The sequence below is a fragment of the Nitrosomonas sp. genome (assembly GCA_016703745.1).
GTDB lineage: Bacteria > Pseudomonadota > Gammaproteobacteria > Burkholderiales > Nitrosomonadaceae > Nitrosomonas.
In genome coordinates this window covers 481,044-507,979 of record JADJBK010000006.1, presented here as the reverse complement: position 1 = coordinate 507,979, position 26,936 = coordinate 481,044, and the positions used below count along the sequence as shown (strand labels likewise).

Below are 26,936 nucleotides of genomic sequence, written 5' to 3'. Positions count from 1 at the left end.
TCAAAAACCGCTATGCTAACACCTATATGGTGATAATAGCGTAAGTCAAGGTGTAACTATTCAGCGTAATCAAAAAACTAAAGACAGCCCTATAAGAAATCAGGCAATTTGCCGTTAAAAAGCAGTGTAAGCGCCTCGCTGGCGGATAGACTGTTTTTTCTGCAAGTCGACAGAAAACTACGCACCCGGCAGAAAATGTCGGCGCCATCTTTTGATCGAAAGCACCCCGATATTTTTTGGTGCACTTTTGTCATGCGCAGGTCGTTCTCACCCTGGTTGTTGGTGAAAGGCACGATAGGGTTGGTCATGAACCGCAAAACATCCTGTTCGTATAGCTGCAGGCGTTCGAGCAGATTCCGGGCTTTGCTGCGTTTGATCCGTCCGCGCTGTTTGGGATTTTTCTTTTCATCCGGTGGCGGACATTCGATTTCGGCCTGTCTGAGTAGATTCCGGTAGCGTTCAGTATAATGTTTTGCTTGTTCTGCTGACAGCGAACCGCCTTGTTGTTTGACGTCAGTCAGAATACTGTTGAGCAGTTCCTGAAACTGTTTCGCCCACTGTTGACCGTCCTGTTCATAGGCGCGTTCAAGTTCGCGTAAATGGTGTGCGTTGCACAGCGCATGTTCACAACCGGTGTACTTATAATAGGGTTTCCAGTGGTCGTGGCAAAGCACCCCTTTAAACCGGAGCAAAACGCCTTTCTCATTCATGGCTTCAGTTCCCCGACGGGCGTGCGTATAAAGCAGTGTCCATCGCGCATTCGAGTGGCAATGTAACCAGTGTAGCTTGCCATCAATATTGATACTTGTTTCATCGGTGTGTAACAAGGGGGAGGCGACAAGATGATCGATCAGTTTCCGCTCAAACTGTTCCAGTAAGGCAAATGCCTGTTGGTTGAAGTTATAGATCGAGCCGACACTAATGGGCAGATTCAACTGATCCTGAAAATATTCTTGCACCCGCTGATAGGGAATCAGCTGATATTGCGACAGATAAACTGCGTGTGCCTTGACACCAGCACCATACTGCACCGCCTTGGTGACATGCTCCGGAAATGGTGCGACAAATCGTTCGCCATTTGCATTGATCAGTATCTGTGCCCGATATTCGGTGACAATGCGGCTGATATCAATATCAAACACCTGGCGTCGATCAAATCCTGCTTCCCGATATTCGCCGGGTGGCAGAGTGGATCGATCAACTGTCAGCATTTCAATCTCATCGGGATCATCAACCTGCCGCAACGTGGTGCCTATACTCCCAGGTTGTCCACCTGCCTTTCGCTTGTTTTCTCCGCTGCGTTTCTCGCGAGAACGGTTCTTGTCCGACGATGGTGGTTTACTGCTGTTGCCACTGTTAAGGTTTAAACGATTAGCCAACAATTGAACAACAACTAACAGCGTTTCAAGCGTCGCACTCAATGCTGGCGATATATTTTGCTCCTTCGCCAGCAGTTCCTGCAACTTTTTTACCGTTGCTTCTACGTCAATACCATCGACTGTCAATGCGTTGTTCCAATAGCTGTTTTAAAGATAATGCTATTGTACAACCTGTTTTTGAAACAGAATTTTTCGCACCAGAACACTTTCTGACGCTGAAAAATATTCTTAATTACCCCGGGAATAAATCAGCTTATTCTGTTTGCTGAATAAACCTTTACAGGCTGATCAAGTGCTTTCTGCGTCACGTTTCTCAACACGTCGACATCTAACTTTTTTGCACAAAAACCCTGTCAAGTACTTTTTGCAGTTTTTCTCGCTGAATAATTACGTCAAGGTTTTGATGGTTATTCTCATATAAGCTGCTGAAAACAAGATAATGATCACTTCTTGTTGTCAACTGCACTCAGAATTCCCCTTAATATATTCACTTCTTCTTTCTCCAGCCTGGCACGCGCAAACAGGCGACGCATACGACGCATCAGTTTTTTGGGTTGCTGTGGGTCAAGAAATCCGCTTTGAATCATAATCTTTTCCAGGTGCGCATAGAAATTTTCAACCTCCCGTAAGCTTGCCGGCTCTGCCTGATTTTCAGAGAGCGTGACAGCAGCAGTATTTTTAAGCGCCATCCACAACTCATAACCCATAATTTGTACTGCAGCGGCAAGATTGAGCGAAGAATAGTCGGCATGAGTTGGAATATGCACCGTTAACTGGCACTGACTGATTTCATCCGTTGTTAACCCCGAGCTTTCGCGCCCGAATAATAATCCGACCGGTGAATGTCGTGCATGCCTGATCAATTCACTGGCGGCTTGTCTCGCATCCAGGGTGGAATGGGACAAATCACGCGGACGCGTAGTCAACGCCGCTACCAGACAGGTATCGCCAATTGCCGCTTGCAGACTGGTGCAGATATGCGCTGTTTCAAGCAAATCACGCGCATTGGAAGCGCGTGCATCTGCCTCTTTGTCCGGAAAGAGTTTGGGGTTAACTAAATAAAGATTGCGTAACCCCATGGCCTTCATGGCGCGAGCGGTTGCGCCAATGTTACCCGGATGACTGGTATGGCTCAGCACAATCCGGACATTGTCCAGCGGTGAAGCAGGATTCATATTAAAATGGCCGTCTTTAAGTAATTGTCCGGAATTTCCCACCATGCATCCCATGCTTAATATCGCGGTCAAGGCTGCCCGTCGTGCGGGTTCCATTATTACTCGCGCCGCAATGAACCTGGAGCGATTAACGATAACGCGCAAGGCGCACAGTGATTTTGTCAGCGAGGTAGATCGGGCTGCCGAGGAAGCAATTATCAAAATATTGCTTGATGCTTATCCTGACCACTCAATTCTAGCAGAAGAAAGTGGCAAGAGCGGGCAAGTGGGTAAATCAGAATACCAATGGATTATCGATCCACTTGATGGCACAACTAATTTTCTGCATGGTTTTCCAAAATATTGCGTCTCGATTGCGCTACTGCATCGAGGTGTATTATCGCAGGCGGTAATATACGATCCCGTTAGCGATGAATTATTCACCGCCAGCCGTGGTGGAGGTGCTTTTCTCAACGATCATCGCATTCGTGTGAGCAAACGAATTCAACTGGGTGAATCACTGATAGGCACAGGATTTCCTTTTCGTGATTTTACCCATATGGAAGCTTATCTTGCCATGTTCAAGGATCTTATTCCAAAAGCGGCTGGTATACGGCGTCCCGGCTCGGCTGCGCTCGATCTGGCTTATGTTGCGGCTGGTCGTTACGATGGCTTTTGGGAAGCGGGTCTTGCACCCTGGGACATTGCTGCCGGCTGTTTGCTCATTCTGGAGGCAGGTGGCATGGTCAGCGATCTGGAAGGGAACGGACAATATTTAAAAAGCGGGCAAGTCGTCGCAGGAAATCCTAAAATTTTTGCTCAGCTTTTGCAGATATTCAGACCACACTTGACCGAACAGTTGATTGCTGAAAATAGAGAAATCACTGAATCGGCTTAGTTACATACCATTTAGCTAGAACTAAGCAGCTCACTCTTATAATGATTATGCTGTTATCTCAATGGATTCCATCTAACTAACGATCACTACTGATGGAAAATCGTGCCTACGCTTTTACTGCGGGTTTATTTGTCATTTTGCTCAGCATTGCTTTGGCGATGGCAATAAAATGGTTTGGTAGTGAAAACATGACCTACCATACCTATTATCTGATTTCCAGAGGCGGATCTGTTTCTGGGCTCAACCCCGAAGCTTCAGTACGCTTTCGTGGCGTAAATATTGGCAAGGTCAGTGAAATTTATTTCGATCCCCGGAATATGCACAATATTATTGTACGTATTTCTGTAATTAATGGAGTTAAGCTACCTGAGAGTGTCTATGCACAACTTGCCAGTCAGGGAATAACGGGGCTGGCCTATATTGAGCTGGATGACGATAATAGTGACGAGGCGGGTAGTCTTGCACCAGAAGCACACATTCTGCTGCGATCCTCGCTGATCAAAACGCTGTCGGATTCAGCGCAGGAGATGCTGAAAAATCTGAACGAAGCAGTTGGCCGCGTAAATAGTTTATTGAGTGAACAGAACCAGGCCAGTATTGAAGTTATATTAAGCAATTTGGTGCAAACCCTGAAAAGCTACCACAATCTGGCGAATCAGCTGACGGATGGCGCACAAGGACTGCCGCAGTTAAGCAATGAAATGACAGCTACATTCAAGCAAACCCGACATGTGCTCGGTGAAGTTGGTCAGACGCTGGAAAAACTTAACCAGCAAAGCGGTGCGCTGGATAATATTTCTCAAAGCTCGCTGGAATTGACTGATACTTTGACCAGTTTGCAGGAAGCGGGCAGTCGTGTTGCCCAAAGTGCTCGCATACTCGATCAGCTGTTGGATTCACTTGCGACACAACCGCAAAGCCTGCTGTTTGGCAAATCTCCGTCTATGCCTGGCCCAGGTGAGGCTGGGTTTACACCACCACGGAAACAAGCAGAATAATGTTCAAATATCTCTTTTTGTTGCTGCTGGCCGGTTGTACCATTATTCCCAGAGCGCCCACTCCGATTTCTATTTTTGATTTTGGTCCACTTGCCCAGTCTGAATACCTGCGACCTGTTTCCTCTCCGATCCAGATACAGTTTTCCGGGGTAACTGCACCAGCGTGGCTGGATACGCAGGCAATGCGTTATCGTCTTGTTTATCATCATCCGGCACAAACTCATGTTTATGCAAATAATCGCTGGGCTGCTCCTCCGGCGAGTTTATTGACAGAACGTATCAAACAACATATTGCCTCATGGCAAAATTCACCTGATCGAAGATATGGGCACGCCAGACCAGCAACCTATATATTGAAAATTGAGCTCGAAGATTTTATACAGGTATTTGATGCAGTAAATCGCAGCCACGTGAACGTCAGTCTGCGAGCCAGTCTTTTTGAACGCGACACGCGTCTAATTGCGGCGCAGCAGCGCTTTTCAGAGGCGCAATCAACACCAAGTGCAGATGCCAGCGGCGCTGCTAAGGCTTTTATTGCTATCAGTGATCAACTGGCAGCTGAATTGATCCAGTGGTCGGTTAAAGCGACGGGGCACTCCCCCGCATTACCAGAATGATGTGCTATTCGATATTCTCACAAGAACCTCAACTTTATATTGCGTATGTATAGATTCTGTCTGATTGCGCTGATACTCTTAACATTATTTTCCTGCGGCCATAAAGCACCACTTTATCTGCCCGCGCAAGAAACTGCCAAACAGGGAAAACAGATACCATGAGTGAGCGACCAGTATTTCATTATCATGAGGATAGGTTTTTTGCCGAATCTGTTTCTCTGACTGCCATAGCGGAACAATTCGGCACGCCATGCTATGTTTATTCGCGTGCTGCCATCACTGCGGCTTATCAGGAATTTGAACAGGCGTTTGCCGATCGCGCACATCTTATTTGTTATGCAGTCAAGGCTAATTCAAATCTGGCGATTCTGAATCTGCTTGCCTGCCTTGGTTGTGGTTTTGATATCGTCTCCGGGGGGGAATTACACCGGGTTCTGAAGGCAGGTGGTGATCCTCAGAAAATCGTATTTTCCGGTGTCGGCAAAACCCGGGAGGAAATGCGAATTGCCCTGAATGCCCATGTTCTCTGTTTCAATGTCGAATCAGAAATGGAGCTGTTTGCGCTCAATGACGTTGCCGGAGAAATGGGTAAAATCGCACCGGTCAGTGTTCGTATCAACCCGGATGTTGACGCCAATACCCATCCTTATATCTCAACCGGCCTGAAAGAAAACAAATTTGGCATCCCGGCGGCGGATGCAGAACGTATCTATCAGCTGACAAAGAACTTGCCAAACGTACACCCTGTGGGGTTAGATTGCCATATCGGTTCGCAGCTGACCGAACTTTCTCCCTTTATCGAGGCAACCCGGAAAATACGGGATCTTCAGGTGCGCCTGCAATCACTCGATATAGCCATTGAACATATTGATCTCGGTGGGGGGCTAGGCATACGCTATGACGCGGAATCTCCTCCCTCCAGGCAGGATTATGTCGAGGCACTCTGCTCGGAAATGGCCAGCACTTCTGCTCGCCTCATTATTGAGCCTGGGCGATCCGTGGTCGGTGACGCAGGTATACTGCTCACCCGTGTGCAATATCTGAAGCATCTGCCGCACCGTAATTTTGCCATTGTTGACGCCGCCATGAATGACCTGCTCAGACCAGCCTTGTATCAGGCTTATCATGCCATCCAGCCGGTAGTGAAACGTAAAGGGGATACGCTTAGTTACCAGGTTGTTGGACCGGTATGTGAAACGGGTGATTTTCTGGGAAATGAACGGGAATTGGTGTTAGCTCCCAATGAGTTACTGGCCGTCATGTCGAGCGGCGCTTATGGCATGAGCATGAGCTCTAATTATAATTCACGTCCACGCGCAGCTGAAGTGCTGGTAGATGGTGACTCGGTCAGCCTGATTCGTGCACGGGAATCCATTGATGAATTATATGCTTTGGAAAATATCATTGCCTGAAGCACGTTAGCCTTTTCAATTTCATGCCAACCTCAGCCACACAGGATGATTTTCAATATCAGGACCAGATTCTGCAGGGAGTCTCGCGTACTTTTGCACTGACAATTCCACAGCTGCCATCCGTACTACGGCAGGTTATCGGCAACGCCTATCTACTGTGCCGCATTATCGATACTATCGAAGATGACAACGCACTGAACGCAGAGCAGACGCGTCACATGGCACACATGTTTGGCAACGTTATCAGTGGGCAGATATCAGCAATACAGTTCTCTGAAATGTTGTTACCGTTGCTCTCCAATCAAACAATTCCGGCTGAACGGGATCTGATCATGCATACCGATGCAGTGATTCGTATTACTCATAGCTTCAATCCTACTCAGCGCAAAGCATTGGAACGCTGTGTCAGCATCATGGGTGAGGGCATGATTTCCTATCAGGAAAGCGCATCACTTGCCGGACTGCCCACTCTCGAAGATATGGATCGTTATTGCTATCATGTTGCAGGCGTGGTTGGTGAAATGTTGACGGAACTTTTTTGCGATTACTCGACAGCAATCAACCAGAACCGAGCGATGTTGATGAAGCTCTCGGTATCTTTCGGTCAGGGATTGCAGATGACGAATATCCTGAAAGATATTTGGGAAGATCAGAAGCGTGGTGCCTGCTGGTTACCTCAGGATATTTTTCGGGTACACGGTTTCGATTTAAAAAACCTTAAACCAGGTCACGTCGAACCTGGTTTTCGAGCGGGACTACGTAAATTGATTGGTATCGCACGTGGGCATTTAAATGATGCCCTGACCTACACCTGCCTATTGCCTGCAAATGAGGCTGGTATTCGCCGCTTCTGCCTGTGGGCAATCGGGATGGCAGTATTGACACTGAATAAACTCAATGCCAATCTTAATTTCACGGCCGGCTCGCAAGTCAAGATATCGCGCAGAAGTGTCCACACAACCGTCATTCTCACGAGTTTACTTGCTGGTCAAAACTGGGCACTGCATCGTATCTTCATGCTAGCTGCTCGAAAACTCCCTGATATTGCCGTCTGATCAATTATGATTTATCAGCTCTGCCTGATTATCAAAATAACATTTGGATCGTATCTGGCGGTACTGCGGCGTTGTTTATCGTCGTCATAGCTCGGCGATGACTCCTTTTGCCTTACATCCCGCTAGACGTGTCCAATTGACACACTTATTTCTTCACTTTTCTTTAGTCGGTTAATTGGGTTTTATACATTGCTTTCGATGACTGAAACGATATGAATCATTACCCACTTTGTGAATCGCGACGAATCATACCGGGGTGTGTAAATGGTAATTACCGTTTATCAGCAATCAGGCAGACCACCTCGGCGACAATACCTTCACCTCTACCGATAAAACCGAGTTTCTCAGCAGTTTTTGCCTTAATGCTAATGGCGTCGGCAGGCAGATCGAGGTCCTGCGCTATATGCGCGATCATTTGTGGAATATGTGGCGCCATTTTCGGCGCTTGAGCGATGATGGTGGCATCGATATTGATGACGTGATAGTGCTTCTGTACAAGCAATTGCATTACTTCCCGCAGTAATTTTCGGCTGTCGATTCCCTTGAAGTGATCATCGGTATCAGAAAAATGACTGCCAATATCCCCAAGTGCTGCCGCGCCGAGCAGCGCATCGCAGAGGGCATGTAGCAGTACATCTGCATCGGAATGCCCTTGCAATCCTTTTTCAAAGGGAATGGCAACGCCACCAATAATCAATGCGCGTCCGTTTACCAGGGGATGAACATCGAATCCCTGGCCTATTCTGATAGAATTCATGTTTTATTTTCCTTTAAAATCAAAGCGGCCAACGCCATATCCTGAGGGTAGGTGACTTTAAAATTGTAGGCATCACCCATCACAAGTTTGGGAGTGCGTCCAGTTGCTTCGATTGCGCTTGCGTCATCGGTTATGTTGTTGGGTGCATTTTGCAATGCTTCGAGTAATAGCGCAGCGCGAAACATCTGTGGTGTTTGTGCCTGCCATAACGCATCGCGGGGTTCGGTACAGGCTATGCGGTTATCACTATTGGCGCGTTTAAGCGTATCCGCCAGCGGAATGGCCAGTATTCCGCCAACGTCATCTTCGGTAAGCTGATCCAGTAACCGCTCAACCAGCGCAATACTCAATCCTGGGCGAGCGGCATCGTGCACCAACACCCAATCCTGATCCTGAATACTGCCAGAGGCTTGTAATGCCCGCAGACCGTTAGTCACACTCCCGGCACGCGTGGCGCCACCACAGCGCAAGACCATCAATTTGTCTTCAAACTTGGACCAGTCGTAGTATTCCCAATCAGTATCGTCCGGCGACAGCACGACGCCTATCCTGGTAATGCGCTCTGTATAAAAAAGCGCATGCATTGCATGATAAATCATTGGTTTTCCAGCCAGAGACAAATACTGCTTGGGTACGGCTTCACCAATGCGGGAGCCTGTGCCGGCAGCAGGGATCAACGCGATGAAATCAGCCATCTGCAGACCATATGTAACATTGAGTTATTAAAATCGACCATCGTGTATATTTATCCATAAACCGGTAATTATATCTGACGAAGCTTGTAGCGTCGCTTTACAGAGGCAGGCATGTCTTCAGACGAATGATGATCGATTAATAGATTTCAGAAGGCCGCGCTTTGGGCTTGCTTTACCATGACAAAACGCTACCATATAAGCAGGTAGTCCCATGAATCGGTCAATATCATTGTTAATCAGCAAAAGGAGTAATCATGAAAACTGTCAGACAACTGTTGCAGGAAAAAGGCGATACCATTTATACGGCTGGATCTGAAGATTCGGTATTTAGCGCCATGCAGAAAATGGCTGCGAACAATGTTGGCGCGCTACTGGTCGTCAAAGATGGCAAACCGGTCGGCATTGTTACCGAACGTGATTTTTCCAGAAAATCCTATCTGCTGGATAAGCCGGTCAAAGACATTCAGGTCAGGGAAATCATGACCCATCAAGTTGCTTATGTCACGCCGGACAACACCAATGAAGACTGTATGGCACTGGTAACAGAAATGCGCATTCGCCATCTTCCTGTTCTGGAAAATGACAAGGTGATCGGTATCCTGTCAATTGGTGATCTGGTAAAAGATACTATTTCGCAGCACCAGTTTGTCATTGCACAGCTGGAGCGATACATTTACAGCACGCCAGGTATTTGATCGTACCTGACGCATAAGGATGAAAAATTTGCCCAGCCAATCCCGGGAAAGCAGACATATCAAGCTGAGAAAAGGATTGGATCTGCCAATCGGTGGCGCACCGCAGCAGCAAATAGCGGATAGTACGCTTTCTATTCATCATGTGGCCGTCGCTGGTGTTGATTTTGTTGATCTCAAACCGGACATGCGGGTAGCAGAAGGTGATCAGGTGAAACTTGGGCAGGTGCTTTTCGCGCACAAGACACTACCGGAAATCGTTTTTACGGCACCTGGAGCCGGGCAAATCGAGGCCATTCATCGTGGTGCGCAGCGCAGACTGCTGTCAGTCGTTATCAGACTCGACGAACAGGAAACAGAGGAAACATTTGCGCAGTATGCCCCAGAAGTGCTCCACACCCTGACTGCCGACGAGGTCAAAACCAATCTATTGGCGTCCGGCCTATGGACGGCGCTGCGTACACGTCCATTTAGCAAGTTGCCGGATCCGTCCACCCGTCCGGCTGCAATTTTCATCACCGCTATGGACAGCAATCCGCTGGCAGCTGATCCCGCACCTCTCATTGCAGCTGAAGCGGCTGATTTTGGGCACGGATTACAAGTGCTCGCACGGCTGACCGATGGTCCGCTGTGGTTGTGCCATGACGTGCGTTCATCTTTAGCGCTTGCAAAATCCGCGCTATCGATATCGTCTTTACGGCTGGCAGCTTTCAGTGGCCCGCATCCTGCCGGGCTGCCGGGCACCCATATTCATTTCCTTCAACCAGCTGACTTAAATACGACCGTCTGGCATCTGAACTACCAGGACGTTATTGCCATTGGCAAGCTGTTTACGACCGGCCGGTTGGTGGTTGAACGTATCGTGGCGCTTGGCGGGCCGCCGGTTGCACGTCCTCGCCTGCTGCGTACCAGGATGGGTGCGTCGATCGAGGAATTACTCGCCAGTGAAGGCATTGATGGCAATGAAAACCGTATTATTTCCGGATCGGTCTGGTCGGGGCGTCGCGCAGTTGGTGAACTTGCTTACCTTGGGCGATATCATTTGCAGATCAGCGCCATTCGTGAAGCGCCTCCAAGAGAATTTCTCGGCTGGTTACGGCCCGATGGCAACAAGTTTTCCAGAATGAATGTTTTCTTTTCCAGCCTGCTGCGTAAACGGAAAGCATACGAATTTTCTGCCAGCCAGCACGGCAGCCCGCGAGCAATGATCCCAATCAGTACATTCGAGGAAGTGATGCCGCTCGACATTTTGCCAGCTCAGCTTTTGCGAGCATTGCTGGTTGCAGATACTGACATGGCGCAGAAACTCGGTTGCCTTGAGCTGGACGAAGAAGATCTGGCGCTCTGCTCTTTTGTTTGCGTTGGAAAACACGACTATGGTGTCGTGTTACGCAATAATTTGCGTCTGATCGAGAAAGAGGGATAGCTTTCATGCGCAGCCTGCTCGACAAAATCAAGCCACATTTCGATGAAGGAGGGCGCCTGGCAAACTATCACGCTCTCTACGAGATGGTCGATACCTTTTTGTACACACCGGCGAACACGACACGCTCCGCGCCACATGTGCGCGATGCGATTGATCTCAAGCGTCTGATGAGTTATGTGGTCGTTGCATTGATTCCCTGCATTCTGTGGAGCTGGTATAACACCGGCTATCAGGCCAACCTGGCGTTGCAGGCGTCCGGCATTGTGCCGCAGGACTGGCGCGGCAGCCTGCTTGCCTGGTCCGGCCTCGGTTTCGACCCTGATGACATTATTGCCTGTTCGTTATATGGCCTGCTGTATTTTCTGCCGATCTATCTGACCACGCTGGTCGTTGGCGGATGCTGGGAAGTCGTGTTTGCACTGGTGCGCAAACACGAAGTCAATGAAGGGTTTCTGGTCACCTCCATGCTGTTTGCGTTAACGCTGCCACCGGATATACCCTTATGGATGGTGGCGCTTGGCATCAGCTTTGGAGTGGTGATCGGTAAGGAAATTTTTGGCGGTACCGGCAAGAATTTCCTTAACCCGGCACTGGTCGGACGTGCTTTTCTTTATTTTGCTTATCCTGCCGAGATATCCGGTGATTTTGTGTGGGTCGCCGTGGATGGTTATTCCCGCGCCACTCCGCTGGGGCTTGGGGCAGTAGGGGGGATGGATGCGATTGGGGAGGGGGGGTATATCTGGTGGCATGCATTCATTGGCCTCATCCCTGGTTCGCTTGGTGAAACCTCAACACTTGCCTGCCTGTTAGGTGCAGTCTTTCTGATTTATACCAAGGTTGCGTCGTGGCGCATCATTCTCGGTGTTTTTTTTGGCATGATGGCAACTGCGCTGCTGTTTAACCAGCTGTCGAGCGACAACCCGATGATGGCAATGCCGTGGTATTGGCATTTGGTGCTCGGTGGTTTTGCATTTGGTATGGTTTTCATGGCGACTGACCCGGTATCCGCAGCCATGACCAACGCCGGGCGCTGGGTGTTTGGCATACTGATCGGATTCATGACTGTGCTGATCCGTGTCATGAATCCGGCCTTCCCGGAAGGGATCATGCTCGCCATTCTGTTTGCTAACATTTTTGCGCCACTAATCGATTATGTCGTAATTCAGCTCAATATCCGCCGGAGATTGCAACGTCATGGCTGAATCAAAACCAGCACCCGTTCAAGCAAGCAGCAACCGCCAGATTTTGGGTATCGCACTTGTGGTATGCCTGGTTTGTTCGCTGGTTGTGGCCACGACTGCGGTTACCCTCAAACCTCTACAGACTGCCAACCAGATCGAGGCGCGCCAGCAGGTGCTGGTCGAGCTGGCTGGATTAACTCTGCCTGATGGTTCAATCGAGGCCGCTTACCGACGTTTCGATGTTGTTATGGTTGAACTTGACAGCGGCGAGCCCAGACCAGATATCAGTGCTGAAAACTTTGATCTCAAACTGGCAGTCAGAAGAGAAGGGGGGTCGACTCCATTAGCGCGCGCGGATGATCCAGCCAATATTCGGCGTAGACCAATCTATCTGCCGGTCTATCAGCTCAGAAATCGGAATGGCTATCTGGAGACCTTGATTCTGCCAGTTTTTGGTTATGGATTGTGGTCAACGTTATATGGTTTTATCGCGCTGAAAGGGGATTTACGCACCATAACAGGTATCCGTTTTTATGAGCACGGGGAAACGCCAGGGCTGGGTGGAGAAGTCGATAACCCCGACTGGCTTGCCAGCTGGCGTGGCAAAGTAGCATTTGACGAGAATTGGCAGCCTCGCATTGAACTCGTTAAAGGCCATATGAGTGGCGATGATGTACTCGATCATCAGTACAAAGTGGATGGCTTGTCCGGCGCGACGATGACAACGCGGGGCATCAATGACTTGCTGAAATACTGGTTAGGCGATACCGGTTTTGGCCCCTATCTGATGCGATTGCGTAAACAGCAAGATGAAGGAGTGAATGATGAAACAAGCTAGCCGCAAGATTTTGTTCGCACCCATTGTGGATAACAATCCGATCATTCTACAGGTGCTGGGTATCTGCTCGGCGCTGGCTGTTACCACTAAATTATCCACTGCACTGACCATGTGCGTTGCGCTGACCCTGGTGCTGGTGTGCTCTAATACGTTAATCAGTTTGATTCGTAGTTATATTCCGGCGAATATTCGGATTATCGTGCAAATGACGATTATTTCCTCACTGGTAATCGTGGTTGATCAGTTTCTGCGTGCATTTGCCTATGAACTCAGTCGTGAACTATCCGTTTTTGTCGGATTGATTATCACCAACTGTATCGTCATGGGGCGTGCCGAAGCCTTTGCGATGAAAAATCCACCGTGGCCAAGTTTTCTCGATGGGCTGGGAAACAGTGCTGGTTTCAGTCTGATACTCATCACTGTGGGAACGATACGTGAGCTGCTGGGTTTCGGCACCTTGCTTGGTTACGTCATTCTACCGCTGGCGCGTAACGGTGGCTGGTACGAACCCAATGGGCTGATGCTGTTGCCGCCGAGCGCATTTTTTCTGATCGGCCTGATTATCTGGGTGGTACGCTCATGGAAGCCTGCCCAGGTGGAAGCACCGGAATTTCATATCCAGCCGGCGCATAACCTGATGGAGGTCAGACGATGAATAGCCTGGCCAGTTTATTCATTACGGCAGTCTTTGTTGAAAATCTTGCACTGGCTTTTTTTCTGGGCATGTGTACGTTTCTGGCGATTTCTAAGAAAATAGAAACGGCGTTCGGGCTGGGCGTTGCTGTCATCGTCGTGCAGGCTCTGACAGTTCCCCTTAACAATCTGGTTTATCAATACCTGCTGCGGGATGGCGCACTGGGTTGGCTGGGTTTGTCTGATATTGATCTCTCCTTCCTGGGTTTTGTCAGCTACATCGGTGTCATCGCCGCGCTGGTGCAGATCCTCGAAATGCTGCTCGACCGGTTTTTCCCTGCTCTCTATCATGCTCTAGGTATTTATCTGCCACTGATTACCGTCAACTGCGCCATTCTTGGCGGATCGCTGTTCATGGTAGAGCGTAACTACAATTTCGCAGAAAGTCTGACGTATGGTTTGGGTTCAGGTGTGGGATGGGCTTTGGCCATTACCGCGCTGGCTGGCATCCGTGAGAAATTGAAATATGCCGACGTGCCACATGGATTGCAGGGGCTGGGAATCACCTTTATTACTGCCGGTCTGATGGCGATGGGGTTTATGGCATTTTCCGGCATGCGTCTCTAATACGGTATTGATTACGTGAGATAGCCACATGCTGGAAATATCACTCGGTGTTTTTTTCTTCTCTGCCATCATTATTTTGTTGGTATTCGTCATTCTGGGAGCGCGCGCCAAACTGGTTCCGCAGGGGCAGATCAAAATCAAAATTAATAACGAGCGCACGATCGAAGTAGCCACAGGCGCAAAACTACTCGGTACGCTGGCAGAAGCCGGAATTTTTGTCAGCTCACCCTGTGGCGGTAGCGGTACCTGCGGTCAGTGTCGCGTTCAGGTTTTTGAAGGAGGGGGGGTGATCCTGCCAACTGAGAAATCCCATATCAACAAGCATGATGCCCAAGCTGGCTATCGCTTGTCCTGTCAAGTGACCGTCAAGCAGGATTTAAGGATTGCCGTGCCACATGAGGTATTTGGCGCCAGAAAAATTCAGTGTACCGTCCGGTCAAATCGTAATGTTGCGACTTTTATCAAAGAGCTGGTGCTTGAACTTCCCGGCGATGAGCCACTTGAATTCCGGGCAGGTGGATATATCCAGATTGAATGCCCACCTCACAGTATTAAATACAAGAATTTTGAGATTGAAGAACGTTTTCGGCCGGATTGGGATCGCTATAATTTATGGCGTTATGCCTCACAAATAGATGAAACGGTGATTCGCGCCTATTCGATGGCCAATTATCCGGAAGAGCGTGACATCATCATGCTTAACGTGCGAATTGCAACGCCGCCACCCAGAGATACCGGTATTCCAGCAGGTGTTGTTTCATCTTATGTTTTTTCACTTCGACCGGGAGATTCCGTCACCATCATGGGCCCATTCGGCGATTTTTATGCGCGCGAGACGAATAATGAGATGATTTATGTGGGTGGCGGAGCGGGTATGGCACCCCTGCGGTCCCATATTTTCGACCAATTGTGTCGGCTGAGGTCACAGCGTAAGATTTCCTACTGGTATGGTGCCCGCTCAAAAAATGAGATGTTTTATGTTGAAGATTTCAACCGGCTGGCCAGGGAATACAGTAACTTTGATTGGCACGTTGCCTTGTCCGACCCGCTACCTGAAGATCATTGGCGAGGTTATACCGGTTTCATTCATCAGGTGCTGTACGATAACTATCTGAAAGACCATCCTGCCCCGGAAGATTGCGAGTATTACCTTTGCGGCCCCCCCATGATGAGTCAGGCCGTCATTCGCATGTTGACAGACCTTGGTGTGGAAGGAGAAAACATTTTGTTTGATGATTTTGGGGGATAACCATGTCTGCCCTGAGAAAATACCTGGCTTCCCATCGTATACGCATTATTTTTCTGCTGATCTTGACATTAACTGGCTTGCTGCTGGGCAGATTATTGTTCATATTCCCCCTGCCGTTGATACATCTGCAGGGCCAGACCATGGGTACCCAGTACAGCATCAAATTCCGTCACCCTCATGGTAATGAAATAGCCAGCACTATGCAGGAAAAAATTGATTCCAATTTAGATCGAATCAATCGCAGTATGTCTACCTATGATTCAGCATCTGAACTATCCCGGTTCAATCAGCAGCAGTCAACCGAATGGACTCCGGTTTCGACCGAATTATTCACTGTCTTGGAGGCCGCGCTGGATATCGGACGCAAAAGTGGCGGGGCATTTGATATCACAATTGGCCCCCTGGTTAATTTGTGGGGATTCGGTCCCGAATTTCGCAGTGACCAGATACCCAGTGATGAGAAAATCAACCGCCTGCGCAAGCAAATAGGTCAGGACAAGTTGCGGCTTGACCAGGTCAACCGATCAATACGTAAACTCCACCCTGACGTTCATATCGATATGTCGGCCATCGCCAAAGGATATGCTGTTGATCAGATTGCCCAGCTACTCATCTCAAACGGGATTGAACATTTCATGATCGAAATTGGTGGTGAGATTCGTGCGCAAGGTCACAACGCACAGGGATCAGCATGGCGTATCGGTATCGAAAAGCCTCAGCCTCACACCCAAACGGTTCATAAAATTCTGTCGATTCAGAATACTGCACTGGCCACTTCCGGAGATTACCGGAATTTTTTCGAGTTTGACGGCAAACGCTTGAGTCACCTGATCGATCCGGTTACCGGCTGGCCTATTGAGAGCCACCTGGTTTCAGTCACTGTCCTCGCAGAACAATGCATGCAGGCTGATGCCTGGGCAACGGCACTGGTCGTGCTGGGTCATAATCACGGTTTGAGACTCGCCGAGAAAATGGGATTGCCGGTATTATTTCTGGTTAATCAGGATGGCAACATTCGGGAATTCGCCAGCAGTCAATATCCACCGAAACAAAAAGGTAATAATATGCAGATTTTTGTCGCCACCTTTCTCATTATGGGACTGGCTATTTTAGCCATGGCGATTGGTGTACTGAATAAACGCTCACCTTTAGCCGGCAGCTGTGGTGGTCTTGGTCGCCTGGGGTTGGGGTGTGACGCCGGCTGCGCCCGGCCTTGCGCCAGCCGGAGTGACTCAAAACCGCAACCCTCTCCCAGGAGCCAGAGTTTGTGATAGCAGAAATCGTTTCGTCCATTTTTGAATTAAATCAAAGGAGTCGCCTTTATGTCTCAAGCCAATGTTTATGAACAATATATGCTGGAACTAATTAATGCTGAACGCGCCAAGGCGGGCGCTCAGCCACTTGCTTTTGACGGAGACCTGAATGAATCCGCAGAGAATCACAGTAACTGGATGATCGCCACCGATACCTTTTCCCATACTGGCGCTGGTGGATCCAATCCTGGAAATCGTATGGCAGCAGCAGGCTACACCTTTACCGGTTCCTGGGCATGGGCTGAAAATATTGCCTGGATGAGTACGCGATCACCCACCGGTTTTCAGGATGAAATCACGCAATTACACAGTTTGCTGATGAATTCAGCCGGGCACAAAGCAAATATCTTGAATGATACTTTCCGTGAAATCGGTGTTGGTTTTGAAGTCGGGCAGTACGGAAATTTTGAAGGCGCCTTCGTCACCCAAAATTTTGCACGCACAGCATCTAACGCATTTCTGACGGGTGTTGCATTTGATGATCTTGATGGTGACAAGCGTTACGATGTTAATGAGGGGCTCGGCAACTTCACGGTTAGCGCAAAAAACAATACAACTGCAGCAATCACAACAGTAAAAACAGGCTTAGCTGGTGGCTATGAAATGGAACTGGCTCCAGGAAGTTATACCGTCAGTTTTTCCGGCAGCGGATTCAGTACAACGTCGAAGCAGATCAACATCGGCAGCAAGAATGTCAAGCTTGATTTGATCGACCCGACAGCCAGCACGCCTACTGCGTCTTCTGGCACAATCATGGGTACAACTGGTGCAGATACCCTCCAGGGCACGGCTGGAAATGATGTCATTATGGGACTGGCTGGCCGGGATATGATTCGAGGAAATGCCGGTAATGACAGAATAGATGGTGGCGCAGGTAACGACAAACTTGCGGGTAATGCCGGCACGGATGTGCTGACAGGTGGATCAGGCAAAGATATCTTTGTTTTTGATTCCCTCTTTGCCGGAGCAATTGATACCATTACTGACTATTCCCCCATTGACGATACCATACAGCTGGACAAAACTATTTTTACCGGATTACCCACAGGGAAGCTGAATACTGCTGCTTTTCACATTGGCACGGCCGCACACGATGCCAGTGACCGTATTATCTACAATTCTCAAACAGGTGCACTTTACTATGATGCGGATGGAATCGGTGGGGCAAGTGGCCAGCAATTCGCCCAGCTAACCGGCAGTCTCGTACTGACTCATGCAGATTTTTATATATTCTAGGCAATCGGCTTTATGGAACCTCTGATCAATAACCGATCACCGATATAATTCTGCATCAAATTTTTTCGAGAAGCCGTTCATGACACCTTACCAACAGATATTTGAAAATAAACCAGTAAATGGGCTTGTTTCCAGAGAGAAATAGCTGTTTTCATAAAAATCAGCATCACTATTTGAAATAGTGGCCAGTTTTTGAGTGACTGCCGTTCAAAACGTTTGTTTTTTAGAGGTTCCTTAGGCTCTTTAATGACAGGGTGGTTGCAATGAAAATAGACGGAATATTTGAAATCGCGATCAAAGTTAAGAATTTGGATGTATCAGCTAAGTTTTACCAAGAAGTTATTGGCTTTAGTAAAGGATTTTACGATGAAAAGCGCCGTTGGCTTTTTCTCTGGGTTGGAAACAACAAAGGCGGCATAGTTGTGTTGCAGGAAGATAAGGAAAGTTGTGTGCGCCAACACTTTGCCTTCAAGGTTGAAGAATCTGAATTGAATGGATTGAAAGGATATTTGGAAAGCAGCGATGTAGTAGTGGAAGGCCCGGTATCATTGGACTGGATGAATGCCGTTTCAATATATTTTGCAGACCCCGACGGCCATGACCTAGAGTTTTGTGCAATTCTGGACTGCAATGGCAAAAGATAGCTTGCGGTTACGGTGACAGTTTACTAAATATACTTAGCTCCCATTCTTTGCTTTTTGGAGCCGTATTTCTTCACCTTCAGTCCACGGCCAGTCATTGCCGCTAACTTTTCGAATTACGGTGACAGTTTACCGAATACACTAACTATGCCATGCTGGCAATGTTGCATAATCAGTATATTTAGTAAACTGTCACCGTAATTTACACCGTAATTTAACCAGGTAAATTCGCTAATTCTTACGCCCAATTATACAGGGAGAAGTATATGACAAAAATAGTCCAATATTTTATTGCACCACTGTCCGGATTTGTGATCGCCTTATCAAGCTTCTCAACTTTAGCTGATACTCCGACTGATGCCGAGAGGCTCTTAAATTGGGCAGAGCTCACCTATCCCGATCTATTTCCACAGCCTCAAGCAACTCAAATCCTGGATCCCTGGTTGTACCGCTATTATCCGACGACGGGTATATATGCGGGCATCAACCAGGCAGACCAGGGTATTTATGTTCTAGGTGGCCCTTGGGGTGGATCACCAGTCTATATTGAATCTGTATCGAACATGATCAATTTCGCGTTTCCCTCTGGTTCCTGGCTCGGCGCTCTGCCTGTCCACGAAATATCCACAGCAACGAACAGCGATGATATCCGGGTGGCAATCAGCAGTAACGGAGACGCTGTCGTTGTGTGGCTGGAAAACGACCCCGGTTTATCTATCGAAAGCGTGTGGGCGATTCATTATAATTCAGTTGCTGATGCGTGGGGTCAAGCGGTATTGTTGGATACGGGAGCACAGAGTGCCCGCAATCCAAGGGTGGCGATGGATGCCAACGGCAATGCAATAGTCGTCTGGATGCAGCAATTGGGGATAGAGTTTAACGCTACTGCGGCACGATACAATGCAGGAACAGGCTGGGAACAACCGGTTCTTCTGGAAAATGAGAATTCAGCTATCAATGGGGGGGTACCGCAGATTGATATCGCCATGAACAATGCCGGGAATGCCGTGGCGGTTTGGTCACAGCGCACCGGTGTGCAGTCGTATACCTACGCAAATCGCTACATAGCGGGGCAGGGCTGGAGCGGGGCGGTGTCTATTGACCCGGATACAGCAGGACAAATAGATTTTAGCTTTAACCCAAAAATCGCTATGGATAACAGTGGAAATGCGATTGCTGTCTGGTCTGGTCCCCGCGTAAACCGTTACAGCGTCGCCTCCAATGCATGGGAAGCGGTGCCGCAACAGATCGGTGCCGGAATTGAAGCGGATATTGCCATGGGGAGCAACGGTGATGCAATTCTCACGACTCAAGTTAGAGGGGGATTGGCCAGTCAATCCAGGATCACCGCCTGGCATTTCACTCCGCAAAGTGGATGGGATACAACCGGCAGGATTTTGGATGAAGGACGAGTAGAAGAAGCGGAATCAATTGTCCAGGTGGCAATGGACGCAACGGGCGACGCCGTTGCCGTATGGAGTCAACGGGATAGCGGTGGCGTAATCAGTGCTTTTGCCAATCGCTTCAACGCGGGAACTGGGTGGGGAGGACCAACACCAATCGAGTCAAATAATGAAGATATTGCTAGTGGCATCAATGTGACGATGGATTCTTCGGGTAATGCTTACGCCATTTGGCGGCAATACAATCCGGCAACTTTCACCAGCCGCAACTGGACGTCAACTTCGAATTCAGCCGGTCAGTGGCAGACTGCTCCATTTGGAGTCGCCGTTGTTGATGGTGCATTATCTACGCCACGCATCGTTGCAAATGCCAGTGGAAGGGCTATTAGCGCTTGGGTGCAAATGTTTGAAATCGATCGTGACCGCCACATATTCCTTATGGTGAATAATCGCTGCTAACTTGGTTACGGTGACAGTTTAAATATACTGATTATGCAACATTGCCAGCATGACATAGTTAGGTATTTGGTAAACTGTCACCGTAATTAAAATCAGAATCCTTGGTCTATTGTCTATCGTGTGTCATCGTGTGTCTGTGCCCTTCTTATCATTTGCATTACAACTTTATTAGCTCGTATTGGAAGTAATTCTATATCGGGATATTGATTTTGGAATACCCGAAAAACTTCATCGGCAAAAGCTTGGCCTATAGATTCCACTTCATTGAAATCAAATAGTACGGTTTTAAATTTATCTATCCTCAACAAAAGCCTTCTGGCTTGCGAGCGGGAAACCAATTTATCATCCCCATATTGCGTCAAACGTACCGGAACAACGGTTTTTGTAAATCCGTAGCTGTCACCCGAGGTAAAGTTATCAAATACCTGCTTGGCCGTTCTTGACGTGTTGTTTGAAAGCCTCATAACCACTATAGTGCCTGTGTGAGGGTGCTGCTGCTCTAAAATCCAGTCTTCAACTTCTCCATGCGTATGGGAGAAATAAACATTGCCAGATAAAATCGTAAAGTTATCAAACATCCTTGATGAAAAAAATATGCCTTCTCCTGAGTGATTGGCTGGGTCTGTTGTTAGCTTTCCTTTCGCCAATTCAAGTACCGAGTGGCGCTCATCGTATAACCCCATTGCCCGCTGAATTTTCTTAAAAATTCCTTCTCCATTGTCATAGATAACAACTTCTGATGTGGTTGCGGTTTTCTTTAATGTTACTGTCGCCTGTTGTCCACCTGAGTGGTCAATGGCATTGTTGAACATTTCTGTTACTCCAAAATGCCAAATATTCATAATGTTGTCAGGTAACTCTCCAAGCAAAGGGGCAACATGCACCCGCCATACAATATCTTCGGATATGGATTTATCTAGTGGGAATGTTTCTGTCCATTCGGCTAATAGATGTAAATAGTAATGCCTGTCTTTTGTGGTGCCTTTAACTACAATGGCTCTTTGTTCAACAAGGCGTTGAATATGTTTATTTACCCCTTGTCTTGTAATATCAAAAGCACGGCATGTAACATTTACAATGTCTTTTGGATGATGTTCAACATTATCAAGAACAAATTGCCTTATTTGCTCTCCTCTTTTTCTAATTCCTACCACAAACAATACCTCTTAAACAATTATCTTTGCCAACCTTACGCGCTGTTATTGTCAACTTTATTGTTTTTTTTGTCAACCTTATGTGCTCTCATCTAGAGCTATGATCATATCTGGTGTATGACAAAAGAGAAGAAAGCGGTGTAACCTGTTGGTAAAGATCTCGGCAGATCAACCAATGAAAAAGGAAAATACCGCATGACAGATAATAATATTTTTAAGCTGACTAAACAACCACCAGCTAAAGCTGGTGGGTTAGTGACAATGACTAAAGTCAGGATACGGGTCTTAAGACCCGTTTAGCTTTCGGTACTGAAATTATCATCACCTTTAGGTTCAAAATGATGCTCCAAATAGTTTTGGGGTTACGGTGACAGTTTACTAAATATACTTAGCTCCCATTCTTTGCTTTTTGGAGCCGTATTTCTTCACCTTCAGTCCACGGCCAGTCATTGCCGTTAACTTTTCAATCTAATCCTCCGAACCAAATAACCGGGCATTACAATACGAGGTAAGCGGGCTATGCTGACAATATGATATGGCATATTTAGTAATCTGTTACCGTAATTGCTTTATCTTGGGCGTCTTTCGCCTGAAGCGTCAAAACACGGCAAAATCTCTGCTTTTTTGTACTAACTGAACCGGAATACAGTCATTTTTTGATCGATTATTACCGTGTTTGACAATTGAGCCAGCTTTCAGTAGATTCAGCCCACAGGGAGAAGGTGGTTTATTTTTCCTATACCCTTGTTACCCCTTACTTCAAAATTCTCATATCGAATCAATGCACTAGAGTCGACGGTTGATTCGTAAAGTTCAGATTCCAATTATGCCTACTATCTATCAGCTCAAGAATCGTTTTCAGGTCTTGCTCAGACCGCTTGTCCGGCAACTGGCGCAATTTGGAGTAACCGCCAATCAGATAACGGTCACTGCGATGATGCTATCCATCGCTACGGGAATAATATTGGCAGGTTTTGCCGATATTTATTTGTTATGGCTGTTGCTACCTCTGGTGTTACTGGTACGTATGGCACTTAATGCCATGGATGGAATGCTGGCGCGGGAACATGACATGCAGTCACCGCAAGGAGCCATACTCAATGAGCTGGGAGATGTGGTTTCTGACATTGCTTTATATCTGCCGGTCGCGTTACTCGATGTGCATGCATTATGGCTCGTGGTAGCCATTTGTCTGCTGGCAGTTATGAGCGAGATGACAGGTGTGGTGGCGGTCCAGATCGGTGCGAGCCGTCGTTACGATGGTCCAATGGGTAAAAGCGACCGTGCTTTCATTTTTGGTATGATCGGATTGCTGATCGGGGCGGGAATATCTCCCGATGACTGGTTGACAGCGTTGCTTTCACTGGTTCTTATACTACTGGTCGTAACGATAGCCAATCGTGCGCGCAGAGCGCTTGAGGAAATACGCGGCCATGAATGATCAAGCTCTGCTTTGGGCACTTGGTGGGCTGTGGGGATTGCTGGCAGGAGCGAGTCTTATCGTTTTCATCTTGTCCAGAATGAAACCGGAAAAAAATTTTACCGAATTGATTGCCCGTACGCAGAGCTGGTGGACTATGATCGGAGCTTTTTCCATTGCATTGTTGGCCAGCCAAGGGATTGCACTGGTCTTTTTCGGCATTATCAGCTTTCTGGCGTTGAAGGAATATTTCTCCAGAATACCGACACGCCGAGCCGATCGGCGCGTACTGTTCTGGGCCTATCTTGCCATTTTGCTGCAGTATTACTGGGTCAGCATCGCCTGGTACGGCATGTTCATCATTTTTATACCCGTTTACATGTTCTTGTTTATCGCTTTTCGCATGATTATCGCCCAGAAGACAGAAGGTTTTCTGCACGCGGCGGCAACGATTCACTGGGGGTTGATGACCTGTGTGTTTTCTATCAGTCATGCGGCTTTTCTGTTGATGTTGCCTGATACCGGAATATGGCATAGCACAACGGGAGCGGGTCTTTTGTTCTACTTGGTTTTTCTGACCCAGTTCAACGATGTCGGACAATATGTCTGGGGGAAGTTGCTTGGTAAAAGGAAAGTATTGCCGGTTATCAGTCCGAATAAAACCTGGGAAGGTTTAGCCGGTGGCATTGCCACGACTATGCTTACTGCCGTGCTACTGGCGCCGTACCTGACACCATTCAATCTGCAGCACGCATTGTTGACTGGTCTGCTGATCGGTGTATTCGGTTTTGTCGGTGATGTGTCAATATCGGCGATCAAACGTGATATCGGAATCAAGGATTTTGGCAGCTTGATTCCTGGGCATGGCGGTATTCTGGATCGTGTCGACAGTCTGACGTTCACGATACCGATTTTCTTCCATTACACTCGCTATTTTTTCTATTGAAAATTAAATTATGCAAGCCCCAAATCATTTTTTGAGATTACTGTTTTTTCTGCTGGTGCGTATTCTGGTGCTGTTTTTGCTGGGGCTGAATGTGCAGCGCAGACACCTGTTACCGGTAAGCGGGCCGGCAATCATTGTTGCTAATCACAACAGCCATCTGGATACACTTGTACTCATTTCACTTTTTCCATTACGGTTGTTACCCGAGATCCGTCCGGTAGCCGCAGCGGACTATTTTCTCAGGAATCGTTTTCTTGCCTGGTTTTCAACGAAGGTAATCGGTATTATTCCCATTCAGCGTGGTGCAGCACAAAAGCTGAATGACCCGTTGACGCCGTGTTATCAGGCGCTCGATCAGAACAAGATATTGATTCTCTTTCCGGAGGGATCACGTGGAGAGCCGGAAAAGCTCACGCGGTTCAAAAAGGGGGTTGTTTGGCTTGCCGAGCGTTCTCCTGCAATACCGATTACCCCCGTTCTGCTCTATGGACTGGGAAAAGCATTACCCAAGGATGATTTCGTGCTGGTACCTTTTTTCTGCGATGTACTGGTTGGAGACAGTATGTTCTTCAGCACCGATAAAAATGATTTCATGGCATCACTGCAAGATCGATTCAGAGATCTGGCAAATGAAGGCCATTTCCGCAATTGGGAGTGATCAACCATAAAATCCCTGTCTGATGCAGAATGAATCCAAAATACAGACTGGAGCTGCATTTCTTCGCCTTAAGCCCACGATCAGTCATTGCTGTTAACTTTTCGATCTAATCCTTCGAACCGAATAACCGGGCATTACAATACGAGGTAAGCGAGCTATGCTGACAATATGATATGGCATATTTAGTAAACTGTTGCCGTAGCTCCACCGTAACTCATCATAAAATTGTCGTCAAAGCGGCCAGGATAATTGACGTGAGACAGTTTGAGAGCAATTGATGGTGCGCTCCGATGTCTCGCTGAAAATACCAATCCCTTCAAACTCATTTCATACTAAATGAGATTAATGCACACCATAACACTCAAAAACCTTTAAAATTTCGGCCCTTCTCTTGCAACAATAATCCGCAGGTATCTACTTTGATTACAACCGCCAATATCACCATGCAATTCGGCACTAAGCCGCTCTTTGAAAATGTTTCCGTAAAATTTGGCGGGGGTAATCGCTATGGCTTGATTGGCGCAAATGGTTGCGGCAAGTCAACATTCATGAAGATTCTGGGTCGGGATCTTGAACCGACGTCCGGTAATGTTGCAGTTGACAGCGGCGAGCGGGTGGGAAAACTGAGTCAGGATCAGTTCGCTTTTGAAGAGTGTTTCGTCATTGATACGGTCATGATGGGACATGCCGAATTATGGCAAATCAAACAGGAGCGTGACGCCATTTATGCCAATCCGGATGCTACGGAAGCAGATTATATGCATGCTGCCGAACTGGAGTCTCAATTTGCCGAACTGGATGGGTATTCTGCCGAGGCGCGTGCCGGAGAACTGTTGCTTGGGGTAGGCATCCCCTCTGCCCAGCATCAGGGATTGATGAGCGCGATTGCGCCGGGATTTAAATTGCGCGTGTTATTGGCACAGGCCTTATTTTCCAATCCGGAAATCTTGTTACTGGATGAACCGACCAATAACCTCGACATTAATACTATCCGCTGGCTGGAAGATATTATCAACGCCAGCAAAAATACCATTATCATCATCTCCCACGATCGGCATTTTCTGAACAGCGTGTGCACGCATATGGCGGATCTGGATTACGGCGAACTGCGGATCTATCCTGGTAATTATGATGACTATATGATTGCTTCGACCCAGGTGCGCGAGCGAATGCTGTCCAATAATGCCAAGAAGAAAACACAGATTGCCGATTTGCAGTCTTTTGTCAGCCGTTTCTCCGCGAACGCATCAAAAGCCAGACAGGCAACCAGTCGTGCGCGACAGATTGAGAAAATCAAACTCGAAGATATCAAGCCATCCAGCCGCCAATATCCTTTTATCCGGTTTGAAGTAGATGACAGGGATAAGCTGCATCGTCTGGCGGTTTCCATCAAAGGAACCAGCAAGGGTTTCCCTGGATTGGATAAGCCTTTATTTGATCATTTAAGCCTGGATATCGAAGCCGGCGAGAAAGTCGCCATCATTGGTCCTAACGGCATCGGAAAAACCACGCTGCTGCGCTGCCTTGCCGGTGATCTGACACCGGATTCTGGTGAGATCAAATGGGCCGAGAAGGCGCGTCCCGGTTATTATGCACAAGATCATGCAGTTGATTTTGAAGAAGAGCTGTCATTGACCGAATGGATGGATCAGTGGCGGCAAGGCAATGATGATGATCAAACGATACGCGGCACATTGGGCCGGTTATTGTTCTCGGGCGATGACGTCAAAAAATCTACCCGCGTAATTTCTGGTGGAGAACAGGGCCGCATGCTCTTTGGCAAGTTGATTCTCCAAAAACCGAATATTCTGCTAATGGATGAACCGACCAATCACCTGGATATGGAGTCCATCGAGTCATTAAATAGCGCACTTGAGAAATTCACCGGCACGCTGATTTTTATTTCGCATGACCGGGAATTCGTTTCCTCGCTGGCCACACGCATTCTTGAAATGAAACCGGATGGTGTTCATGACTTCAAAGGTAATTATGAAGATTATCTTAGATCGCAAGGGATTGAGTAATAGTAGCTACAGCGACGAACAGATGGACGTGGAGGGAGCACTTGAAGATGGAAGCGTCGATTGAAACGGCA

The 26,936-nt window shown here is 47.8% G+C and carries 25 protein-coding genes; 20 read left to right on the top strand and 5 right to left on the bottom strand.

Annotated features, from left to right (window positions below):
* Positions 1 to 89: 89 nt before the first annotated feature.
* Together IPG31_03460 and IPG31_03455 are read right to left on the bottom strand one after the other, a co-directional pair.
* On the bottom strand, positions 90 to 1,505 hold the full coding sequence (locus IPG31_03460) for an IS66 family transposase (protein MBK6617449.1): 1,416 nt from the start codon (positions 1,503 to 1,505) through the stop codon (positions 90 to 92).
* Positions 1,506 to 1,822: 317 nt separating this feature from the next.
* Positions 1,823 to 2,554 (bottom strand): RNA methyltransferase, encoded by a 732-nt coding sequence (locus IPG31_03455; GenBank protein MBK6617448.1) that lies wholly within the window; start codon positions 2,552 to 2,554, stop codon positions 1,823 to 1,825.
* A gap of 43 nt (positions 2,555 to 2,597) precedes the next feature.
* Here IPG31_03455 and IPG31_03450 point away from each other — a divergent pair, with 43 nt between their 5' ends.
* The 5 genes from IPG31_03450 (at position 2,598) to IPG31_03430 (ending at position 7,513) form a co-directional block, all read left to right on the top strand.
* Positions 2,598 to 3,431: an inositol monophosphatase gene (locus IPG31_03450; GenBank protein ID MBK6617447.1), complete on the top strand. Its 834-nt coding sequence runs from the start codon at positions 2,598 to 2,600 to the stop codon at positions 3,429 to 3,431.
* A gap of 92 nt (positions 3,432 to 3,523) precedes the next feature.
* On the top strand, positions 3,524 to 4,429 hold the full coding sequence (locus IPG31_03445) for an MCE family protein (GenBank protein ID MBK6617446.1): 906 nt from the start codon (positions 3,524 to 3,526) through the stop codon (positions 4,427 to 4,429).
* Positions 4,429 to 5,046, top strand: coding sequence for a membrane integrity-associated transporter subunit PqiC (locus IPG31_03440; protein ID MBK6617445.1), 618 nt, complete (start codon positions 4,429 to 4,431; stop codon positions 5,044 to 5,046). Before IPG31_03445 ends, IPG31_03440 begins: the two co-directional genes overlap by 1 nt.
* Positions 5,047 to 5,204: 158 nt before the next feature.
* Complete coding sequence (lysA, locus tag IPG31_03435; GenBank protein MBK6617444.1) at positions 5,205 to 6,458, top strand: diaminopimelate decarboxylase; 1,254 nt, start codon at positions 5,205 to 5,207, stop codon at positions 6,456 to 6,458.
* A gap of 23 nt (positions 6,459 to 6,481) precedes the next feature.
* On the top strand, positions 6,482 to 7,513 hold the full coding sequence (locus tag IPG31_03430; protein MBK6617443.1) for a phytoene/squalene synthase family protein: 1,032 nt from the start codon (positions 6,482 to 6,484) through the stop codon (positions 7,511 to 7,513).
* A gap of 271 nt (positions 7,514 to 7,784) precedes the next feature.
* On the opposite strand, the gene IPG31_03425 is transcribed toward IPG31_03430, so the two are convergent.
* Both IPG31_03425 and IPG31_03420 read right to left on the bottom strand, forming a co-directional pair.
* Positions 7,785 to 8,270, bottom strand: a complete 486-nt coding sequence (locus IPG31_03425; GenBank protein MBK6617442.1) for a 2-C-methyl-D-erythritol 2,4-cyclodiphosphate synthase — start codon at positions 8,268 to 8,270, stop codon at positions 7,785 to 7,787.
* Positions 8,267 to 8,965 carry a 2-C-methyl-D-erythritol 4-phosphate cytidylyltransferase gene (locus IPG31_03420; protein MBK6617441.1) on the bottom strand — a complete coding sequence of 233 codons (699 nt, stop codon included), beginning with the start codon at positions 8,963 to 8,965 and terminating at the stop codon, positions 8,267 to 8,269. Before IPG31_03420 ends, IPG31_03425 begins: the two co-directional genes overlap by 4 nt.
* A gap of 254 nt (positions 8,966 to 9,219) precedes the next feature.
* Between IPG31_03420 and IPG31_03415 the strand changes: the two genes are divergently transcribed.
* The 11 genes from IPG31_03415 to IPG31_03365 all read left to right on the top strand — a co-directional run bounded on the left by IPG31_03415 (position 9,220) and on the right by IPG31_03365 (position 20,663).
* Entirely contained in the window at positions 9,220 to 9,660 is a 441-nt protein-coding gene (locus tag IPG31_03415; GenBank protein ID MBK6617440.1) for a CBS domain-containing protein, read from the top strand.
* A gap of 19 nt (positions 9,661 to 9,679) precedes the next feature.
* Positions 9,680 to 11,083, top strand: a complete 1,404-nt coding sequence (locus IPG31_03410; protein MBK6617439.1) for a Na(+)-translocating NADH-quinone reductase subunit A — start codon at positions 9,680 to 9,682, stop codon at positions 11,081 to 11,083.
* Between the two features lie 5 nt (positions 11,084 to 11,088).
* Complete coding sequence (locus IPG31_03405) at positions 11,089 to 12,285, top strand: NADH:ubiquinone reductase (Na(+)-transporting) subunit B (GenBank protein MBK6617438.1); 1,197 nt, start codon at positions 11,089 to 11,091, stop codon at positions 12,283 to 12,285.
* A complete protein-coding gene (locus IPG31_03400) occupies positions 12,278 to 13,102 on the top strand; it encodes a Na(+)-translocating NADH-quinone reductase subunit C (protein ID MBK6617437.1) in 825 nt (274 codons plus the stop codon). The genes IPG31_03405 and IPG31_03400 overlap by 8 nt, the downstream gene beginning before the upstream one ends.
* On the top strand, positions 13,089 to 13,757 hold the full coding sequence (locus IPG31_03395) for an NADH:ubiquinone reductase (Na(+)-transporting) subunit D (GenBank protein MBK6617436.1): 669 nt from the start codon (positions 13,089 to 13,091) through the stop codon (positions 13,755 to 13,757). Before IPG31_03400 ends, IPG31_03395 begins: the two co-directional genes overlap by 14 nt.
* A complete protein-coding gene (gene nqrE / locus IPG31_03390; protein MBK6617435.1) occupies positions 13,754 to 14,362 on the top strand; it encodes an NADH:ubiquinone reductase (Na(+)-transporting) subunit E in 609 nt (202 codons plus the stop codon). Before IPG31_03395 ends, nqrE begins: the two co-directional genes overlap by 4 nt.
* Before the next feature lie 28 nt (positions 14,363 to 14,390).
* Positions 14,391 to 15,611, top strand: a complete 1,221-nt coding sequence (locus tag IPG31_03385) for an NADH:ubiquinone reductase (Na(+)-transporting) subunit F (GenBank protein MBK6617434.1) — start codon at positions 14,391 to 14,393, stop codon at positions 15,609 to 15,611.
* Positions 15,612 to 15,613: 2 nt separating this feature from the next.
* The gene (locus IPG31_03380; protein ID MBK6617433.1) at positions 15,614 to 16,882 is read left to right on the top strand and encodes an FAD:protein FMN transferase; all 1,269 of its coding nucleotides are present in this window, start codon (positions 15,614 to 15,616) and stop codon (positions 16,880 to 16,882) included.
* Positions 16,883 to 16,933: 51 nt separating this feature from the next.
* Complete coding sequence (locus IPG31_03375) at positions 16,934 to 18,160, top strand: calcium-binding protein (protein ID MBK6617432.1); 1,227 nt, start codon at positions 16,934 to 16,936, stop codon at positions 18,158 to 18,160.
* A gap of 263 nt (positions 18,161 to 18,423) precedes the next feature.
* Positions 18,424 to 18,804, top strand: a complete 381-nt coding sequence (locus tag IPG31_03370; GenBank protein ID MBK6617431.1) for a VOC family protein — start codon at positions 18,424 to 18,426, stop codon at positions 18,802 to 18,804.
* 263 nt (positions 18,805 to 19,067) lie between these two features.
* The gene (locus IPG31_03365) at positions 19,068 to 20,663 is read left to right on the top strand and encodes a hypothetical protein (GenBank protein MBK6617430.1); all 1,596 of its coding nucleotides are present in this window, start codon (positions 19,068 to 19,070) and stop codon (positions 20,661 to 20,663) included.
* 113 nt (positions 20,664 to 20,776) lie between these two features.
* Here IPG31_03365 and IPG31_03360 read toward each other — a convergent pair whose 3' ends face one another.
* On the bottom strand, positions 20,777 to 21,817 hold the full coding sequence (locus IPG31_03360) for a DUF4325 domain-containing protein (GenBank protein ID MBK6617429.1): 1,041 nt from the start codon (positions 21,815 to 21,817) through the stop codon (positions 20,777 to 20,779).
* A gap of 826 nt (positions 21,818 to 22,643) precedes the next feature.
* Between IPG31_03360 and IPG31_03355 the strand changes: the two genes are divergently transcribed.
* The 4 genes from IPG31_03355 (at position 22,644) to IPG31_03340 (ending at position 26,865) form a co-directional block, all read left to right on the top strand.
* Positions 22,644 to 23,258 (top strand): CDP-alcohol phosphatidyltransferase family protein, encoded by a 615-nt coding sequence (locus IPG31_03355; protein ID MBK6617428.1) that lies wholly within the window; start codon positions 22,644 to 22,646, stop codon positions 23,256 to 23,258.
* Positions 23,251 to 24,183: a phosphatidate cytidylyltransferase gene (locus IPG31_03350; GenBank protein ID MBK6617427.1), complete on the top strand. Its 933-nt coding sequence runs from the start codon at positions 23,251 to 23,253 to the stop codon at positions 24,181 to 24,183. Before IPG31_03355 ends, IPG31_03350 begins: the two co-directional genes overlap by 8 nt.
* Positions 24,184 to 24,193: 10 nt before the next feature.
* The gene (locus tag IPG31_03345; GenBank protein MBK6617426.1) at positions 24,194 to 24,841 is read left to right on the top strand and encodes a 1-acyl-sn-glycerol-3-phosphate acyltransferase; all 648 of its coding nucleotides are present in this window, start codon (positions 24,194 to 24,196) and stop codon (positions 24,839 to 24,841) included.
* 419 nt (positions 24,842 to 25,260) lie between these two features.
* Entirely contained in the window at positions 25,261 to 26,865 is a 1,605-nt protein-coding gene (locus IPG31_03340; GenBank protein MBK6617425.1) for an ABC-F family ATPase, read from the top strand.
* Positions 26,866 to 26,936 lie beyond the last annotated feature (71 nt).

What these genes read in the sequence shown, in the direction of transcription:
- IPG31_03455 (MBK6617448.1), bottom strand. Translation starts at nt 2,554, where the DNA reads ATGAATCCTGCTTCACCGCTGGACAATGTCCGGATTGTGCTGAGCCAT.
- IPG31_03450 (MBK6617447.1), top strand. Translation starts at nt 2,598, where the DNA reads ATGCATCCCATGCTTAATATCGCGGTCAAGGCTGCCCGTCGTGCGGGT.
- IPG31_03445 (MBK6617446.1), top strand. Translation starts at nt 3,524, where the DNA reads ATGGAAAATCGTGCCTACGCTTTTACTGCGGGTTTATTTGTCATTTTG.
- IPG31_03440 (MBK6617445.1), top strand. Translation starts at nt 4,429, where the DNA reads ATGTTCAAATATCTCTTTTTGTTGCTGCTGGCCGGTTGTACCATTATT.
- lysA (MBK6617444.1), top strand. Translation starts at nt 5,205, where the DNA reads ATGAGTGAGCGACCAGTATTTCATTATCATGAGGATAGGTTTTTTGCC.
- IPG31_03430 (MBK6617443.1), top strand. Translation starts at nt 6,482, where the DNA reads ATGCCAACCTCAGCCACACAGGATGATTTTCAATATCAGGACCAGATT.
- IPG31_03425 (MBK6617442.1), bottom strand. Translation starts at nt 8,270, where the DNA reads ATGAATTCTATCAGAATAGGCCAGGGATTCGATGTTCATCCCCTGGTA.
- IPG31_03420 (MBK6617441.1), bottom strand. Translation starts at nt 8,965, where the DNA reads ATGGCTGATTTCATCGCGTTGATCCCTGCTGCCGGCACAGGCTCCCGC.
- IPG31_03415 (MBK6617440.1), top strand. Translation starts at nt 9,220, where the DNA reads ATGAAAACTGTCAGACAACTGTTGCAGGAAAAAGGCGATACCATTTAT.
- IPG31_03410 (MBK6617439.1), top strand. Translation starts at nt 9,680, where the DNA reads ATGAAAAATTTGCCCAGCCAATCCCGGGAAAGCAGACATATCAAGCTG.
- IPG31_03405 (MBK6617438.1), top strand. Translation starts at nt 11,089, where the DNA reads ATGCGCAGCCTGCTCGACAAAATCAAGCCACATTTCGATGAAGGAGGG.
- IPG31_03400 (MBK6617437.1), top strand. Translation starts at nt 12,278, where the DNA reads ATGGCTGAATCAAAACCAGCACCCGTTCAAGCAAGCAGCAACCGCCAG.
- IPG31_03395 (MBK6617436.1), top strand. Translation starts at nt 13,089, where the DNA reads ATGAAACAAGCTAGCCGCAAGATTTTGTTCGCACCCATTGTGGATAAC.
- nqrE (MBK6617435.1), top strand. Translation starts at nt 13,754, where the DNA reads ATGAATAGCCTGGCCAGTTTATTCATTACGGCAGTCTTTGTTGAAAAT.
- IPG31_03385 (MBK6617434.1), top strand. Translation starts at nt 14,391, where the DNA reads ATGCTGGAAATATCACTCGGTGTTTTTTTCTTCTCTGCCATCATTATT.
- IPG31_03380 (MBK6617433.1), top strand. Translation starts at nt 15,614, where the DNA reads ATGTCTGCCCTGAGAAAATACCTGGCTTCCCATCGTATACGCATTATT.
- IPG31_03375 (MBK6617432.1), top strand. Translation starts at nt 16,934, where the DNA reads ATGTCTCAAGCCAATGTTTATGAACAATATATGCTGGAACTAATTAAT.
- IPG31_03370 (MBK6617431.1), top strand. Translation starts at nt 18,424, where the DNA reads ATGAAAATAGACGGAATATTTGAAATCGCGATCAAAGTTAAGAATTTG.
- IPG31_03365 (MBK6617430.1), top strand. Translation starts at nt 19,068, where the DNA reads ATGACAAAAATAGTCCAATATTTTATTGCACCACTGTCCGGATTTGTG.
- IPG31_03355 (MBK6617428.1), top strand. Translation starts at nt 22,644, where the DNA reads ATGCCTACTATCTATCAGCTCAAGAATCGTTTTCAGGTCTTGCTCAGA.
- IPG31_03350 (MBK6617427.1), top strand. Translation starts at nt 23,251, where the DNA reads ATGAATGATCAAGCTCTGCTTTGGGCACTTGGTGGGCTGTGGGGATTG.
- IPG31_03345 (MBK6617426.1), top strand. Translation starts at nt 24,194, where the DNA reads ATGCAAGCCCCAAATCATTTTTTGAGATTACTGTTTTTTCTGCTGGTG.